General features: G+C 43.7%; 14 protein-coding genes and 1 pseudogene. 13 read left to right on the top strand and 2 right to left on the bottom strand.

The window, feature by feature from the left end; genetic code table 11:
* Nucleotides 1-209 precede the first annotated feature (209 nt).
* The 4 genes from RCO25_RS33530 (at nucleotide 210) to RCO25_RS33515 (ending at nucleotide 3,567) form a co-directional block, all read left to right on the top strand.
* Nucleotides 210-965 carry a hypothetical protein gene (locus RCO25_RS33530; protein WP_309000391.1) on the top strand — a complete coding sequence of 252 codons (756 nt, stop codon included), beginning with the start codon at nucleotides 210-212 and terminating at the stop codon, nucleotides 963-965.
* A gap of 283 nt (nucleotides 966-1,248) precedes the next feature.
* On the top strand, nucleotides 1,249-1,773 hold the full coding sequence (locus RCO25_RS33525) for a GNAT family N-acetyltransferase (RefSeq protein ID WP_309000390.1): 525 nt from the start codon (nucleotides 1,249-1,251) through the stop codon (nucleotides 1,771-1,773).
* A gap of 286 nt (nucleotides 1,774-2,059) precedes the next feature.
* Entirely contained in the window at nucleotides 2,060-2,965 is a 906-nt protein-coding gene (locus tag RCO25_RS33520; protein ID WP_309000389.1) for a polysaccharide deacetylase family protein, read from the top strand.
* A gap of 176 nt (nucleotides 2,966-3,141) precedes the next feature.
* Nucleotides 3,142-3,567 carry a hypothetical protein gene (locus RCO25_RS33515; RefSeq protein WP_309000388.1) on the top strand — a complete coding sequence of 142 codons (426 nt, stop codon included), beginning with the start codon at nucleotides 3,142-3,144 and terminating at the stop codon, nucleotides 3,565-3,567.
* 429 nt (nucleotides 3,568-3,996) lie between these two features.
* On the opposite strand, the gene RCO25_RS33510 is transcribed toward RCO25_RS33515, so the two are convergent.
* Nucleotides 3,997-5,274: an IS110 family RNA-guided transposase gene (locus RCO25_RS33510; RefSeq protein WP_309000387.1), complete on the bottom strand. Its 1,278-nt coding sequence runs from the start codon at nucleotides 5,272-5,274 to the stop codon at nucleotides 3,997-3,999.
* A 401-nt stretch (nucleotides 5,275-5,675) separates the two neighbouring features.
* Here RCO25_RS33510 and RCO25_RS33505 point away from each other — a divergent pair, with 401 nt between their 5' ends.
* From RCO25_RS33505 to RCO25_RS33470, 8 genes are all read left to right on the top strand, one after another.
* Entirely contained in the window at nucleotides 5,676-6,257 is a 582-nt protein-coding gene (locus tag RCO25_RS33505; protein ID WP_309000386.1) for a GNAT family N-acetyltransferase, read from the top strand.
* Nucleotides 6,258-6,603: 346 nt separating this feature from the next.
* On the top strand, nucleotides 6,604-6,933 hold the full coding sequence (locus RCO25_RS33500; RefSeq protein ID WP_309000385.1) for a PadR family transcriptional regulator: 330 nt from the start codon (nucleotides 6,604-6,606) through the stop codon (nucleotides 6,931-6,933).
* A 14-nt stretch (nucleotides 6,934-6,947) separates the two neighbouring features.
* Nucleotides 6,948-7,811, top strand: coding sequence for a pentapeptide repeat-containing protein (locus RCO25_RS33495; RefSeq protein WP_309000384.1), 864 nt, complete (start codon nucleotides 6,948-6,950; stop codon nucleotides 7,809-7,811).
* A gap of 182 nt (nucleotides 7,812-7,993) precedes the next feature.
* Nucleotides 7,994-8,299, top strand: coding sequence for a PadR family transcriptional regulator (locus RCO25_RS33490; protein WP_309000392.1), 306 nt, complete (start codon nucleotides 7,994-7,996; stop codon nucleotides 8,297-8,299).
* Nucleotides 8,300-8,301: 2 nt separating this feature from the next.
* Nucleotides 8,302-8,679 carry a DUF1048 domain-containing protein gene (locus tag RCO25_RS33485; protein ID WP_309000383.1) on the top strand — a complete coding sequence of 126 codons (378 nt, stop codon included), beginning with the start codon at nucleotides 8,302-8,304 and terminating at the stop codon, nucleotides 8,677-8,679.
* A 2-nt stretch (nucleotides 8,680-8,681) separates the two neighbouring features.
* The gene (locus RCO25_RS33480) at nucleotides 8,682-9,035 is read left to right on the top strand and encodes a DUF1048 domain-containing protein (RefSeq protein WP_309000382.1); all 354 of its coding nucleotides are present in this window, start codon (nucleotides 8,682-8,684) and stop codon (nucleotides 9,033-9,035) included.
* Nucleotides 9,032-9,793: an ABC transporter ATP-binding protein gene (locus tag RCO25_RS33475; protein WP_309000381.1), complete on the top strand. Its 762-nt coding sequence runs from the start codon at nucleotides 9,032-9,034 to the stop codon at nucleotides 9,791-9,793. Before RCO25_RS33480 ends, RCO25_RS33475 begins: the two co-directional genes overlap by 4 nt.
* Nucleotides 9,794-10,561 carry an ABC transporter permease gene (locus RCO25_RS33470; protein WP_309000380.1) on the top strand — a complete coding sequence of 256 codons (768 nt, stop codon included), beginning with the start codon at nucleotides 9,794-9,796 and terminating at the stop codon, nucleotides 10,559-10,561.
* Between the two features lie 183 nt (nucleotides 10,562-10,744).
* On the opposite strand, the pseudogene RCO25_RS33465 reads toward RCO25_RS33470, so the two are convergent.
* Nucleotides 10,745-10,978, bottom strand: a pseudogene (locus RCO25_RS33465) (IS110 family transposase); the annotation flags it as partial.
* Nucleotides 10,979-11,429: 451 nt separating this feature from the next.
* On the opposite strand from RCO25_RS33465, the gene RCO25_RS33460 reads away from it, so the two are divergent.
* Complete coding sequence (locus tag RCO25_RS33460; RefSeq protein ID WP_309000379.1) at nucleotides 11,430-11,912, top strand: YdcF family protein; 483 nt, start codon at nucleotides 11,430-11,432, stop codon at nucleotides 11,910-11,912.
* Nucleotides 11,913-12,823: the final 911 nt, after the last annotated feature.

Below are 12,823 nucleotides of genomic sequence, written 5' to 3'. Positions count from 1 at the left end.
GGGATCACGGTCCCACGGGCAGTTACGTTCGACCCCGGCTACCGTTTACTAAACCTCTCAAAACAAAAGAGGTCAACCAGAAAAAACTGGCTGACCTCATAATACGAACGGGCAGATTACTGTAATAAATATCTTTCCAGTCTTTGGGTAGACTACTTCGCATTGGCGGGAAGTTATGTCCGCGAGCAGACTTTTCCAAGGAGGATATTATGAAAGTCAAGGCACTGTTTCTTCTAATGATAATGGGTTTGTTCAATTCGATGCTGTCGGGCAGCGCTACAGCGCAAAACATAGCACCATCCGAATCCGTGGCAGCCCCCACTGGCGACGAAACTAGCCTGGGACCAGCAGGCCGGTTTGCAAAAGCAATATTGCGAAACAATCTTGATGAGGCGCAAAAATATGTAGAGAAGGATTTCGTCCAAATCCCCGAGATAAGGGAGAATTCCCCTATCAGTGGAATACAGCTCGTTTCCTCCCCAAAGGAGGATGTGAAAATCCTACTGGCTCATTTTGATGATGAAGTGCTGGAGGGAGAACGACTTGCTTTCATCTGGGAACTGACCATAAAGGGCGACCGAATAACTAAAATCCGCATATTGTTCGACGGGGCCAATCCGCTCGTCGATGAGGCCCGATTGATCCGGGAATACCAAAAGAGGTTCAAAAGGCACGTACTGGTACCCACTGAATTTCCGTTCGAGATAACTCACTTCAACGGATACGTTGATGGCAATGAATCGCTTGAACTAGTCTATCGAAACAAAGCACTGAACGGCTTCTTCCGGGTCAAAGTATTTCCAATCGTAGTAGAACTGGAGCGGTACAAAGGAAAGGACGATGTGTATTATCAGCTAAAGGACGGTACGAAAGCGTTGGGTCTAGATTCGAATTGGGATATGAACTTCGATTCCAAAAGAACGGGATGCAATATACGCTTGCGATTGGAAACAAGAAAATGTTGAAAGCGAAGTATAAAGCAACAGACTTACTCAAACTTGCGAATTCTATGGTATAAAGAATCAAGCAACAGTTCCGGGCTTTTGCTTGTGCTAACGGATAATGTCTAGATAGCAGATGGTTATATTAGCGAAATCGATGATTGAATAGGTGATTGAACTAACTGGTACGTTAGCTCAATAAATACGATGAGACGGCAGCCTTTATTAGTGGCTGCCGTTTTCTCAACTAACGGGCAGGTTATCGTGGTAATATAAGTAAAAACGTCTGTAAGATAGAGGTGTTTTTGTGAAAATCAGAAGAGCTGTGTTTGATGATGTTAAGGGCATCGTACACGTGCATATTGAAAGCATAAAGTCTTCGCACGTGAGCATCCTTCCTCAAGATTTTCTAGATAATTTGACACATGAATGGTCAACTCCTAGATTTACAGAGACCTTAAGGAACCCACCAAAAGATGTTAGTTTATTGGTGGCGGAAGACGAACGCGGAAAAATTATCGGTTTTATCTGGGGTGGACCGGAACGGAAAGGAGATACGGAATACAAAGGGGAAATATATGCCGTATACGTCCTAAGCGAATTTCGTGGTGTTGGGGTTGGTCGGCAGCTAGTAAGCGCCTTAGTAGAAGACTTAATAAGTTTTAATATCGACTCCATGCTAGTTATGGTGTTCGAAAGTAACCTCGCTTCACGTCGTTTTTATGAAGCTATGGGGGGATGTGAAATACGCGAAGGTTTCGCAATTGTAAATGGTGAACAGTACAAAGATGTTGTTTACGCATGGAACAATATAAACGGAGTATTGAGCTAACGGTTATGTTAGTTCAATGAAGAATCTATACAAACGTAAAAGGAGCTGCTGCGGCAGCTCCTTTTACATCTTCACAAAATAAGCGATTTTGTACATATGTACTACTGATAGGCGTTAAGCTAACGGGCAGGTTAACGTGGTGGCTTGTTCAATATGGTAACTATTTACTTTTCGGAAAACCAGTGTATAATAAACTAAAATCAATGATACGAGCAAGGGCGTAGGCACAAATGTGCTTACGCCCTTGCTCATGTTTCAACTGGAATATCAAATTAGGGGGAAGTAGATGAATTCAAAATTAGGATTTAAAGAATCAGATCGATTATTAATTATTAATGCGGATGATTTTGGAATTACAGTGGGAACAAATGAGGCGATTCTGGCATTATTTCAACAGGATGCTATTACCTCAACATCAATAATGATTCCCTGCCCAGCGGCTAGAGAAGCTTTAAACAAGGGGGATATTCAGACTATCGAGCACTCCGGAATTCATCTGACTTTATCAAGTGCAGAGCACCAAGGATATAAGCCCATGTATCGTGAGAATCCGTTGCACAGCCTAGTTACTTCAGACAATGAATTCTTTACGGATATCGCATACTTAGAATCTAATGCTGACCTCGATGAGGTTAGGCTTGAATTACGAGCTCAAATTACATATGCGATTTCTCAAGGGATTGATCCGACTCATCTTGACAGTCATGCAGGGAGTATCTTGGGTATATGCACCGGACGTGATTTCTTAGAAATTGTATTGGATCTTTGTCAAGAGTATCAACTTCCCTTCAATTTACCTAGAAGGATACTAATGCAACCGTTTATAAATGAAGAGCAAAAGGAAAGGTTTTCGGAAAGAATTTCTTCGGCGGATAGGCGCGGTATTTTACTCATTGATGATATGATTTCTCTTCCCTATTGCCTTAGCACAAATGCAGAGTACGAGACAGTGAAGGCGCAGTTTATAACTATGGTCGAAAACCTAAAGCCTGGTATCACTCAGTTAACAGTTCATCCCTCTATTATTACTGAAGAATTGAAACGATTAACAAACTGTTATATGGAAAGGGAAATTGAATTCCGCTTACTCTGTGATTTAGATATTATGCAGCTTTTCAAAAAGGAAAACATCAAACTCATTTCATGGAAGAACATTCGTGACATACAACGTTCAACTAACGGGAAACTATAGTTGAACAAACAAGGAGCAGTTTGCTACGCGGCAGTTGCTCCCTTACTTTGTTAAGCTAACTGGCAGGATGGCGCAACAAAAACCCAAATAGTACGTCTTACTCTACTGGATATAAACAGGAGTAGTATTTCATGAGACTAACTTCCGGATTAATATTTATAGGAGTTGGGAAAAAGATGAATAGCGACAAATTAGATAAACGAAAAGTACGTAGACTAAAACGAAGGGCTACTCTAAGGGAGCGGAGATTGCCTGTCGGTTACGGCTACGAAATGGACAAAAATGATGCGAAAATCATTCTGGACGCAGTGTTCTCTTATATAAATGACCATCGAAACGAGCCGAGAATGAAGTTGTGTACGGTTAGTAGAGATCAAGGTAAAACTTGGACGAATGAGAATATAAACGTAGCTGTTACCGACCCCAATTTATCTACTTTAAAGGTAGGAGATCTGGTTAGAGAGACTGGAGATGGACCGATATGTGTTATTGTAGCTAATGAAGGCGAAAATCAAATACATGGTGCCTTCCAAGACGATCCTGACTCCCCTTTTTTCCTTCCTGAAGGTCACTTGTACCGGAATGCATTACCATACACTTAATGTAAACCTTGTTTTAATAACATTATGATTAAGCTCCCTCAGAGAATAAGGTTTTTCTCACGAATGCTCGCTCATTCGCAGAATTTCACATGCATGTTTAAATAGGAGTTTAAAGGATTACATGAGATGGGCTAAGCAGTTCTGTTTGAGGGCATGCGGGAATAGAAGGTGCTGGTCTAATTACAACATCTTCCAAATAAAGATTTACTGCACGTCTCTCTCCACAAGGTCTTTGGGATTCACTCTCCCAAATCTCAATGGGTCTATGCCCACACATTCCTTCGTCCTATCTATCCAAGGTGTGGAGTCCGATCAACGTTAACGGAATGGGTCTATGCCCTAAAGCCTAAAAATCTCGGTACTCCGTGCTTTCTTTGTGAAATCCTGCGAAACGAGCTAATCTACGTGTCTGGGTTGCGAATTTAGTTGTTAAGCTGCTAGTGGCGGTTGAGCCTTATCCGCGGAGAAAGTTTGTCCTTCTCGCGCCATGGCTACAAGCATTCGAGCTAATTTCCCAATCAACTTCATCATGGATTGCATTTTCGTCATTCGTTTTACTTCAATATTGTGTGCATGCAGGGCTTGGAATGCACGATTGTGAGATAAGAGGTGAAACACCGAGAAGTACAAATGCTTCCGTAGTAATGAGTTTCCTCGTTTGGTTAGCTTAATGTGCCCCTTATACTTACCAGAACTACGTTCCGCTAAGTTTAATCCAGCCTTTCGCAAAAACTGATTCCCGTGAGACAGCTTACGTAAGTCCCCGCCAAATGCGAATATGGCAGCCGTTGCAGGAACGGAAACACCGACGGATCGAACGAGATCAGAACAGGGGATCTCTGGCAATAGCTTTTCAATCATTTCGTCCGCTTCATCAATGATGTGGCAGATTCGTTCATATTCTTCGATGAGGTGCCTAAGTTCCCATTTGTCTTCTTCAAGGGCAGTAGCGTCTCCAACGCTATGTCTAGCGAGTGTTTGGAGCTGGATCGCCTTGTTCCTGCCTCGCACACCGCCAGGACTAGCCATGTACACTCCCCAGGTTTGCACGATCTGCTCCGGAGTTAACTGCAATACGTCAGATGGGGCTGGGAAACGACGCAAAGTGGCTAATGAACGAGGACTAAAAATATCTTCGAACGCTTGCCTGTATTCTGGAAAACGGATATCCAGCCAGCGGTGGATTCTGTTCTTAATCCGTCCGGATTTAACAACCCAATGCTCTCTGTTTGTGACAATAACCCGTAAGCGGCGGAATGTTTCTTCCTTTGGAGAGAAGGGCGTGTAGAACCCGCGGCTCACTGCATCGGCAATGACCAAAGCGTCTTTTGGGTCATTTTTTGATGGAGAGTTGTCTCTGTTTTCCTTATTGCGTTTGGTTGTCATTGGATTAACAAGGACAACTGAAACCCCTTGTTTCATCAACCAATTGGCGATATTGAACCAGTAGTGACCGGTACTCTCCATTCCCACAACGACGTCATTCAAGTTGTGCATTTTCTGAAATTTACGAATACTGCTCATTAAATGCTCAAAGCCCGCATGGTCGTTCGAAAACATAATTGGGCGATTGGTGAGGACAATACCTCGAAAGTTAATAGCTTGAGCAGCATGTTTCTCCTTGGCAATGTCGATGCCTATGACAAGAGTGGTAGTGGAAATACGTTCTACACGTTGATTTTGAGCTTTAGTTAGTCTAGACTTCATAATAACGCCTCCTAAGGTGAGTTCTGAGGGCTGCAACCCAGTACATACTCATCCTAGCGGGGCGTTCGTTTTTCTGCAAATTGAATCTACTAACACCTACAGGAATGTTAACGGGTACGATAGTTGAAACGACCTAGGGAGCAGTCGGATGGAACAACAGCCACAGTGTCTATTGCTGTAACTATTCCATCTAAAAATAGCGGTAACTACAACGGTATCGTTAGAAGTTGTCAGATTAATGGAGGGACAAATGGCTCGATTTCATGTTGTTCAAACCTTAAATAAAGAACATGCTTTTGTAATAAGAGGTGTCTTGTTAGTTTCTTCGCTTTAAGCAAGATGGAACTAACGGGTAACGATAGTTCCTCCATAGATTAGGGTTTTGAAAGTGGTGAACATCATTGGAGGCTTTGGAATACCGCATTTCCGACGAATGGAGTGAATCTCGGTGGAGCGCAGTAGAGCGAATCTACGAGCAAGCGTTTCCCCTTGACGGCAAGAAAAGCCTCGATATCGTTCGTCGCATGTTTGAAAAACGTATGTGCCAACTACACACAATTGCCCAGGGCTCAGAAATTGTTGGGATGGCGTTGACCGGAATCGATCAACAAGTAGGAGCTTTGCTAATTGATTATAAAGCTATTCGTGAGGATCTTCGCGGCAGCGGATACGGCCAACTATTGCTTGACCGTATCAAGAAATGGACGAGCACAGTTGCGAACTGCAAAGGGATCATCGTCGAAGTGGAAGCCGAACCATCCGAGGAAAACAGCCGGCGAATCCATTTCTGGGAAACAAATGGTTTCCATCTCACTGCTTATGTTCATCAGTACATTTGGGTTCCGGAGCCCTATCATGCGATGTATTTGAATTTCGAAGAGAGTAATCGGTTGCCGGACGATGGGAAGTTGCTGTTTCGCAGCATTACTCAGTTCCATGAAAAAGCGTATCGTCGCTCTAATGGAGAACGAGAGCACAAATAAGCTATACAACGAGGCTGCCATAAGATCTAATGGCAGCCTTGTTCCGCTAACGGGCAGGATAGCGTGGAAATTAGCATTTTAATATGGATCACTAAGGTCAAACCGAATGGAAAATGAACTTGGGACATGTCGAATGAAAAGGAAACGATTTAGAGTGACACTGCATTATCAAGGGACAAGAACATACTTCCAAGAAGCTCCGCGCATAGCGCGGCTTTTTTAGTTTTGTGATTCCTCATTGAGGACGGCCAAAGAGCATTCACTTATAGGCAAAGTAATTAATTAGAAACACTACCTTGACAGTCATGGTAATGCGTCGTATTATACAAACATGGAGGTTGATTACATGAGCGAGAACAAAATTACATCCGACCTGCTGCGAGGACATACCGATACGATGATTTTACGGCTCTTATCCGAAGCTGACCGCTACGGCTACGAGATCGTAAAACTGATTGCCGAGCGCTCGGATGGCGAGTATGAATTAAAGGAAGCCACGATGTACTCGAGCGTCCGGAGGCTTGAGGCCGACGGTGATATCGAGTGGTATTGGGGCGATGAATCACAGGGTGGTCGGCGTAAATATTATAGGATTACCGGAAAGGGTATGACTGCTTACGCCCGCAACAAAAGCAATTGGGAGTACGCAAAGCGCGTGCTTGAAAACTTATTATAAGGAGAGATGATGTTATGAATCAGCAATTGACGAATTATTTAAACGGCGTATTTACGCCATACGATGGAGTAAAAAGCGTCACCGAATTAAAGGCCGACCTGCACTCCGATTTACAGGAGCGGTTCCGTGAACTCAAAGCTGAGGGCAAGGACGATGAAACAGCGTTTAAGATAACCATTGAAAGTATCGGTGACATTGAGCAAACGGTACGGGAGGTCGCTAACCTCTCCCGCTCACTGGAGCGGCAGGTGGTGACGAACTTTAGCGCGAGTAACCTGTCGAAGAGCGACTTTGCGGGCGTTACCGCGCATAAGGGGAAATTTACATCAAGCGCGCTGCGAGGCTCCGACTTCACGAACGCGGACTTGACCGGCAGCTCGTTTGCCAGCAGCGACGTACAAGATGCCCGTTTCGACGGCGCAAACCTGACCGACTGCAACCTGTCCGTCCTTGACCTTACGAATGCGAGCTTCAATAAATCCATCCTTGTGCGTACCAACTTCAGCAAGTCGGGACTATTCGGAACAACATTTATTGATGCAAAACTGACCGATGTTAACCTGACTATGACCGATCTCAGAAAAACCGTCTTTGAAAACTGTATTTTCGACGGGGTGGACTTCACAAATACCGATCTGACAGGGCTGCGTCTTGACGGCCAAACCTTCATCGGCGTCAAGTTCGACAAAGCGGCGTTGAACGAAGTTTCGTTCAAGGGCGCGACACTCAAGAATGCGTCTTTCCAAGGGTCTTTGTTGTCCAAGAAGTACTACCGTGCCATCAAAACCGTCTGCTTTGACGGCGCGATGATGGATAAGTTGACCTATGCTGCGCTCAAAGGCATAGAGGCCGATTTGTCAAAGGTTACTGTTTTATAAGTCCCATTGCTTGCCGGCTAGCAACTTGCGTTTTAGTTGAAATTCATTCTCACAACAACATATTAGAACAACCGCAATTGACAAACCAGCTACTGTGTGTTACTTTATAGCAGTAGTAAGTAATACTGAATATCAGTCATACGTAATAGCAAGGGGTGATTGTGCTGGAAAACCTAACGGAAATGCTCAAAGGTGTGCTTGAGGGCTGCGTCCTTGAAATTATAAGCCGCAAAGAAACCTACGGCTACGAAATTACGCGGCGGCTGAACGCCCTCGGCTTCCCAGATGTTGTTGAGGGAACGGTGTACACTATCCTGATCCGGCTTGAAAAAAGCAAGCTGGTAGAGATCACCAAAAAGCCCTCCGACATGGGGCCGCCGCGAAAGTTTTTCGCGCTCAACGACGCGGGGCGTGAGGAACTACGGAGGTTCTGGGGAAAATGGGAATTTGTTTCGTCTAAAATCAACCAATTAAAGGAGGAGCAGTAACAATGCTTGATTCATTTATAAAATTGATAATAGGCGACATGGAAGATAAACGGGCCTATAAACAAATGATGAAGAGGGTTGACGCCCTGCCGAAAGATTATCGGTTTGCATTTCGCAAAATTCAACATTATATGTTTAGCGTTGGCCCCCCTGGCGGTGACATGACGATATTTACTGACTTGACGATGTTTACGGACTTAGTGGATTTATTTGAATCAAGCGCTGCGGATGGCAAGCAGGTTCTTGACGTCATAGGCAGCGACGTCGGCAGGTTTTGTGATGAGTTTATGCGTGCGTCGGTTAATACTGAAAATACTGAAAAGCTGCGGGAAAAACTAAACAAAGAGGTTATGGAAAAATTTAAAAAGGAGGGGAAATAACGATGCTGGAGCTTATCAAAAAAATGATCGGGGACAAAAAAGAGTATAGGGGGCAAATGGCAAGGGTAGAAGCGCTGCCTGAAGACTATAGGTTTGTATTTGAAAAAATCCAGGGATACATGTGGAGTTTCGCGGGAGGAGACGGCTCTGACATGTTGAAAACTCAGCACGAATTGATAGAGTTGTTTGAAGCCAGCGCGGCGGAAGGCAAGCACGTTCTCGACGTGACAGGCGAAGATGTTGTCGGGTTCTGCGACGAGTTTTTGCGCGACACGAAAAAGTGGACCGATAACTTTCGCAAAAAATTAAACCGTGACATGATGAACAAATTCGGAAGGGGGAACGATTCTAAATGAAAGACATCGCAATTCAAGTTAAAGGACTGCAAAAATCCTACAAGCAGCATCAAGTCTTAAAGGGCGTGGATTTCGAGGTGGAAAAGGGCAGTATTTTCGCCCTGCTCGGGTCCAACGGGGCAGGTAAGACTACAGTTGTCAAAATCCTCACCACGTTGCTCAAACAAGATGGCGGATCCGTTACCGTAAACGGATTCGATGTAGCTTCAAAACCCGAGAATGTGCGACAAGCGATCAGTCTGACCGGTCAATTTGCCGCCGTTGACGAATTATTGACCGGACGGGAAAATCTTATCTTGATTGCCAAGCTACGGTACCTTAAAAACCCACGACAGGTTGCAGACGATTTGCTTAAAAGCTTCGGCTTGACAGAAGCCGCAAACCGCAGAGTATCCACTTATTCGGGTGGTATGCGCCGCAGGCTCGACATCGCCTTGAGCCTTGTGGGAAAACCAAAGATCATATTCCTCGACGAGCCGACCACAGGACTCGACCCTGAGGCACGTATCGAGGTATGGAACATGGTCAAAGAGCTTGCGAACGGCGGTACGACGGTTCTTTTAACCACGCAGTATCTGGAAGAAGCAGAGCAGCTTGCCGACAAAATTGCCATTCTGCATGAGGGTAAGATTATTGCCAGCGGCACGCTTTCGGAGCTGAAAAAGCTGTTCCCGCTCGCAAAGGTGGAGTATGTTGAAAAACAGCCGACATTAGAGGATATTTTCCTTGCAATCGTCGGCAAAAGGGAGGGAAAGTAAATGGAGAGAGTACAGAAACATTTCTTCAGAGATATGAGCATTCTGCTAGGACGTTCTATGCGTCATATTTCTCGCAGCATGGATACCATCATTACGGTCGCCATCACGCCGATTGCGTTGATGCTGCTGTTCGTCTATGTGTTCGGCGGTGCCATTCAAACCGGAACGGATAACTATGTGAATTACCTGCTGCCAGGTATACTTCTAATTGCCATTGCTAGCGGAATATCCTACACGTCTTTTCGACTGTTTAACGATGTGCAGAAGGGCATATTCGAGCGGTTTCAATCCATGCCCATTTCACGTTCCGCATTTCTTTGGGGACATGTACTGACCTCACTAGTATCGAACGCTATATCCCTTATCGTAATCATTCTCATCGCTTTGATTATGGGTTTTCATTCGTCTGCGGGGATACTGTCGTGGCTTGCGGTTGTCGGCATACTCGCGCTGTTTACGCTGGCATTAACTTGGGTAGCTGCGATTGCAGGTCTGTCTGCTAAAACGGTCGAGGGCGCAAGCGCCTTTTCCTACCCGCTTATCTTCCTGCCGTTTATCAGCTCGGCGTTTGTGCCGACCGAGTCGATGCCGACTGTCGTTCGCGCCTTCGCTGAAAATCAGCCGGTGACCTCGATCGTGGAAGCCATTCGTGCACTGCTGTCGGATCAGCCGGTGGGCAATGATATATGGGTCGCTCTTGCTTGGTGCGTCGGAATTTTGATCGTAGCCTACTTCTTTGCAATGAAGGTATATAAAAAGAAAGTTTGAAAAAGGACATTATTATCCGGATGAAGTCCGTGGTAAACCGCGGGCTTTATTTTGTTCTTTGTTTATAGTGAAGTGAAGGATGAAATTTTTTGGCATGGCCAGGTGAGATTACATGTCAACTTATTACGTTAACGGAGAACGATAGCTGAATAACAACACCGCGGCAGCCGGCCCAATACACTGGTGCTCATCCAGAAACTGAACAACAGGGCTATGATAATGGCCTGTTGCCTCCATTACAATGCAAGGGCTCATCCCTGCAGCTGATTCCACTGCTCTAACATAAATAAGAAAAGACGATAATCCCTCTAGATCATGATTAAATCTAAAGATCTTCCCATGAGGTACTCCACCGTCTAAAAAAGCTTGTGCATGGCTCTCTCCCTTGGACACATCCAAACCAATGACTGGATTCATGACATCACTACTGTAGTATTTTCAACGGCAACCCCTAACCTTCTTGTCTTCCACGCTATCGCATGTGATACGGGATCGAAGTCCCTCGGGCAGAAACGTTCGATCCCCGGCTACCGCTAACTTACGACCATACAAAAAAGAGGTCGACCAGAAAGATCTGGTGACCTCATAATACGAATGGGCAGGTTAGCTCAACCACTCAACGCCATAGGAATTAAAGGATATCGGATGGATTTAGCGAATTGATTCCAATTTAAAGGAGAGTAATGGGACGTCTGCGTGGAATGTTTCATGCTCCCAAGTGTGATAATATTTAGGAAGGATTATGGATAAAAAATGAGAGAATGCAGGTGAGAGATTGAACTTTGTTTTCATTAAACGATTTTTAATATTAGTAGCAAGTCTTTTCATCTGGTTTATCATTCACACTACTTTCGTGATAATAGATGGGTTGAATGATGAATTGAAACCTGTTGACGTAGCTGTAGTATTAGGAAATAAAGTAGAAGTTAATGGACAGCTTTCTGAGCGGTTAAAAGCAAGATTAGATACGTCCGTAAAACTATATGATGGGGGCTATTTTACTTTTATCATTGTAAGTGGTGGTATTGGTAAGGAAGGTTTCGATGAGGCAAAGGTTATGAAATCTTACTTAATAGATAAAGGGATACCGGAAGATAAAATTATAGAGGATAATAATGGGTACAACTCATATATGTCCGCCCAAAATACCAGCAAGATTATGGATGAATTAGAAATAGACTCCGTTATGGTTATTACTCAATATTTTCATGTATCTAGGACAAAATTAGCGTTTAGAAAAATGGATATTAAAGAAGTGTATTCAGCTCATGCCAAAATCTTTGAGTTTAGAGATATTTACTCAATAATACGAGAATTCCCAGCATATTATAAATATCTCTTTAAATTATGATATGGATCGGCGATATAGGGTTCTTACTATTGCTTTCTTTACAAAAAGTGATTCAGTATCAACACTTGAAGAAGCTCCAATAATTTTTATTCAACCAATGCTTTTTGAACATCAGGTGAAATTGGTGGCAAATAATTTATGTGATTTTCTTTCACTGTTTCTATGCTTTAAAGAATTATATATTCTTGAGAGGTTTGATTTTTACAAAACAAAGGAAGAATTTTTAGACGATTATGAACTCAATTTTAAGGGTTTATTCAACTGCTGAAATCCAGATCAAATGAAAATATAGATTGCTTTGATATTATGTTGTGGGAGCTTGAGCGTATCAATCACATCGTTAGTGAGTTTATTGCAATCGAAGCGATGCCAAAAGGCGGTCAACTTGTCATCCAAGTTAAGCACAAAAAAATCGTAATATCTTGATCCGTTTTATTAACCAGGGAAGCGGCATTACAAAAGAAAGGCTCCCGAAGTTAGGCGAGCTCTTTTACAGCACAAAAGAAAAGGCACCGGACTGGGACTTATGATGTGTTAAAAAATCGTTGAAGCCCATCATGGCCTTATTCACATTAAGAGAAACCGGGCAAGGGAACGACGAATGATATTATTCTACCTAGGGTATAAAGGCTTCAACTCTTCCATCAGATATACCAGAAAGGGATACGTTTATTAAACGTATCCCTTTCTTTTGTTTATCCAATCTCCTTCATGTTAATAATGATATTTGTATCAGGGAAGGGTTAGTTCGAAACACACAATGCCTGATAATTGAAAAAGTGAGGCGTACACATGGAGCAGGGCGGATTCCTTGGGGAAACAAGCGGTAAAGACTCTTCGACAAGTACGACTTTACTTGATCAGAAGACCGGAAACAACGGCGGAGAAAAAAAACCAATTTCGAAAATTCT

The organism is Paenibacillus sp. LHD-38 (genome assembly GCF_031157315.1).
Taxonomy (GTDB): Bacteria; Bacillota; Bacilli; order Paenibacillales; family Paenibacillaceae; genus Pristimantibacillus.
This window is presented reverse-complemented; position numbering and strand designations above follow the sequence as displayed.

What these genes read in the sequence shown, in the direction of transcription:
- RCO25_RS33530 (WP_309000391.1), top strand. Translation starts at nt 210, where the DNA reads ATGAAAGTCAAGGCACTGTTTCTTCTAATGATAATGGGTTTGTTCAAT.
- RCO25_RS33520 (WP_309000389.1), top strand. Translation starts at nt 2,060, where the DNA reads ATGAATTCAAAATTAGGATTTAAAGAATCAGATCGATTATTAATTATT.
- RCO25_RS33515 (WP_309000388.1), top strand. Translation starts at nt 3,142, where the DNA reads ATGAATAGCGACAAATTAGATAAACGAAAAGTACGTAGACTAAAACGA.
- RCO25_RS33510 (WP_309000387.1), bottom strand. Translation starts at nt 5,274, where the DNA reads ATGAAGTCTAGACTAACTAAAGCTCAAAATCAACGTGTAGAACGTATT.
- RCO25_RS33500 (WP_309000385.1), top strand. Translation starts at nt 6,604, where the DNA reads ATGAGCGAGAACAAAATTACATCCGACCTGCTGCGAGGACATACCGAT.
- RCO25_RS33495 (WP_309000384.1), top strand. Translation starts at nt 6,948, where the DNA reads ATGAATCAGCAATTGACGAATTATTTAAACGGCGTATTTACGCCATAC.
- RCO25_RS33490 (WP_309000392.1), top strand. Translation starts at nt 7,994, where the DNA reads ATGCTCAAAGGTGTGCTTGAGGGCTGCGTCCTTGAAATTATAAGCCGC.
- RCO25_RS33485 (WP_309000383.1), top strand. Translation starts at nt 8,302, where the DNA reads ATGCTTGATTCATTTATAAAATTGATAATAGGCGACATGGAAGATAAA.
- RCO25_RS33480 (WP_309000382.1), top strand. Translation starts at nt 8,682, where the DNA reads ATGCTGGAGCTTATCAAAAAAATGATCGGGGACAAAAAAGAGTATAGG.
- RCO25_RS33475 (WP_309000381.1), top strand. Translation starts at nt 9,032, where the DNA reads ATGAAAGACATCGCAATTCAAGTTAAAGGACTGCAAAAATCCTACAAG.
- RCO25_RS33470 (WP_309000380.1), top strand. Translation starts at nt 9,794, where the DNA reads ATGGAGAGAGTACAGAAACATTTCTTCAGAGATATGAGCATTCTGCTA.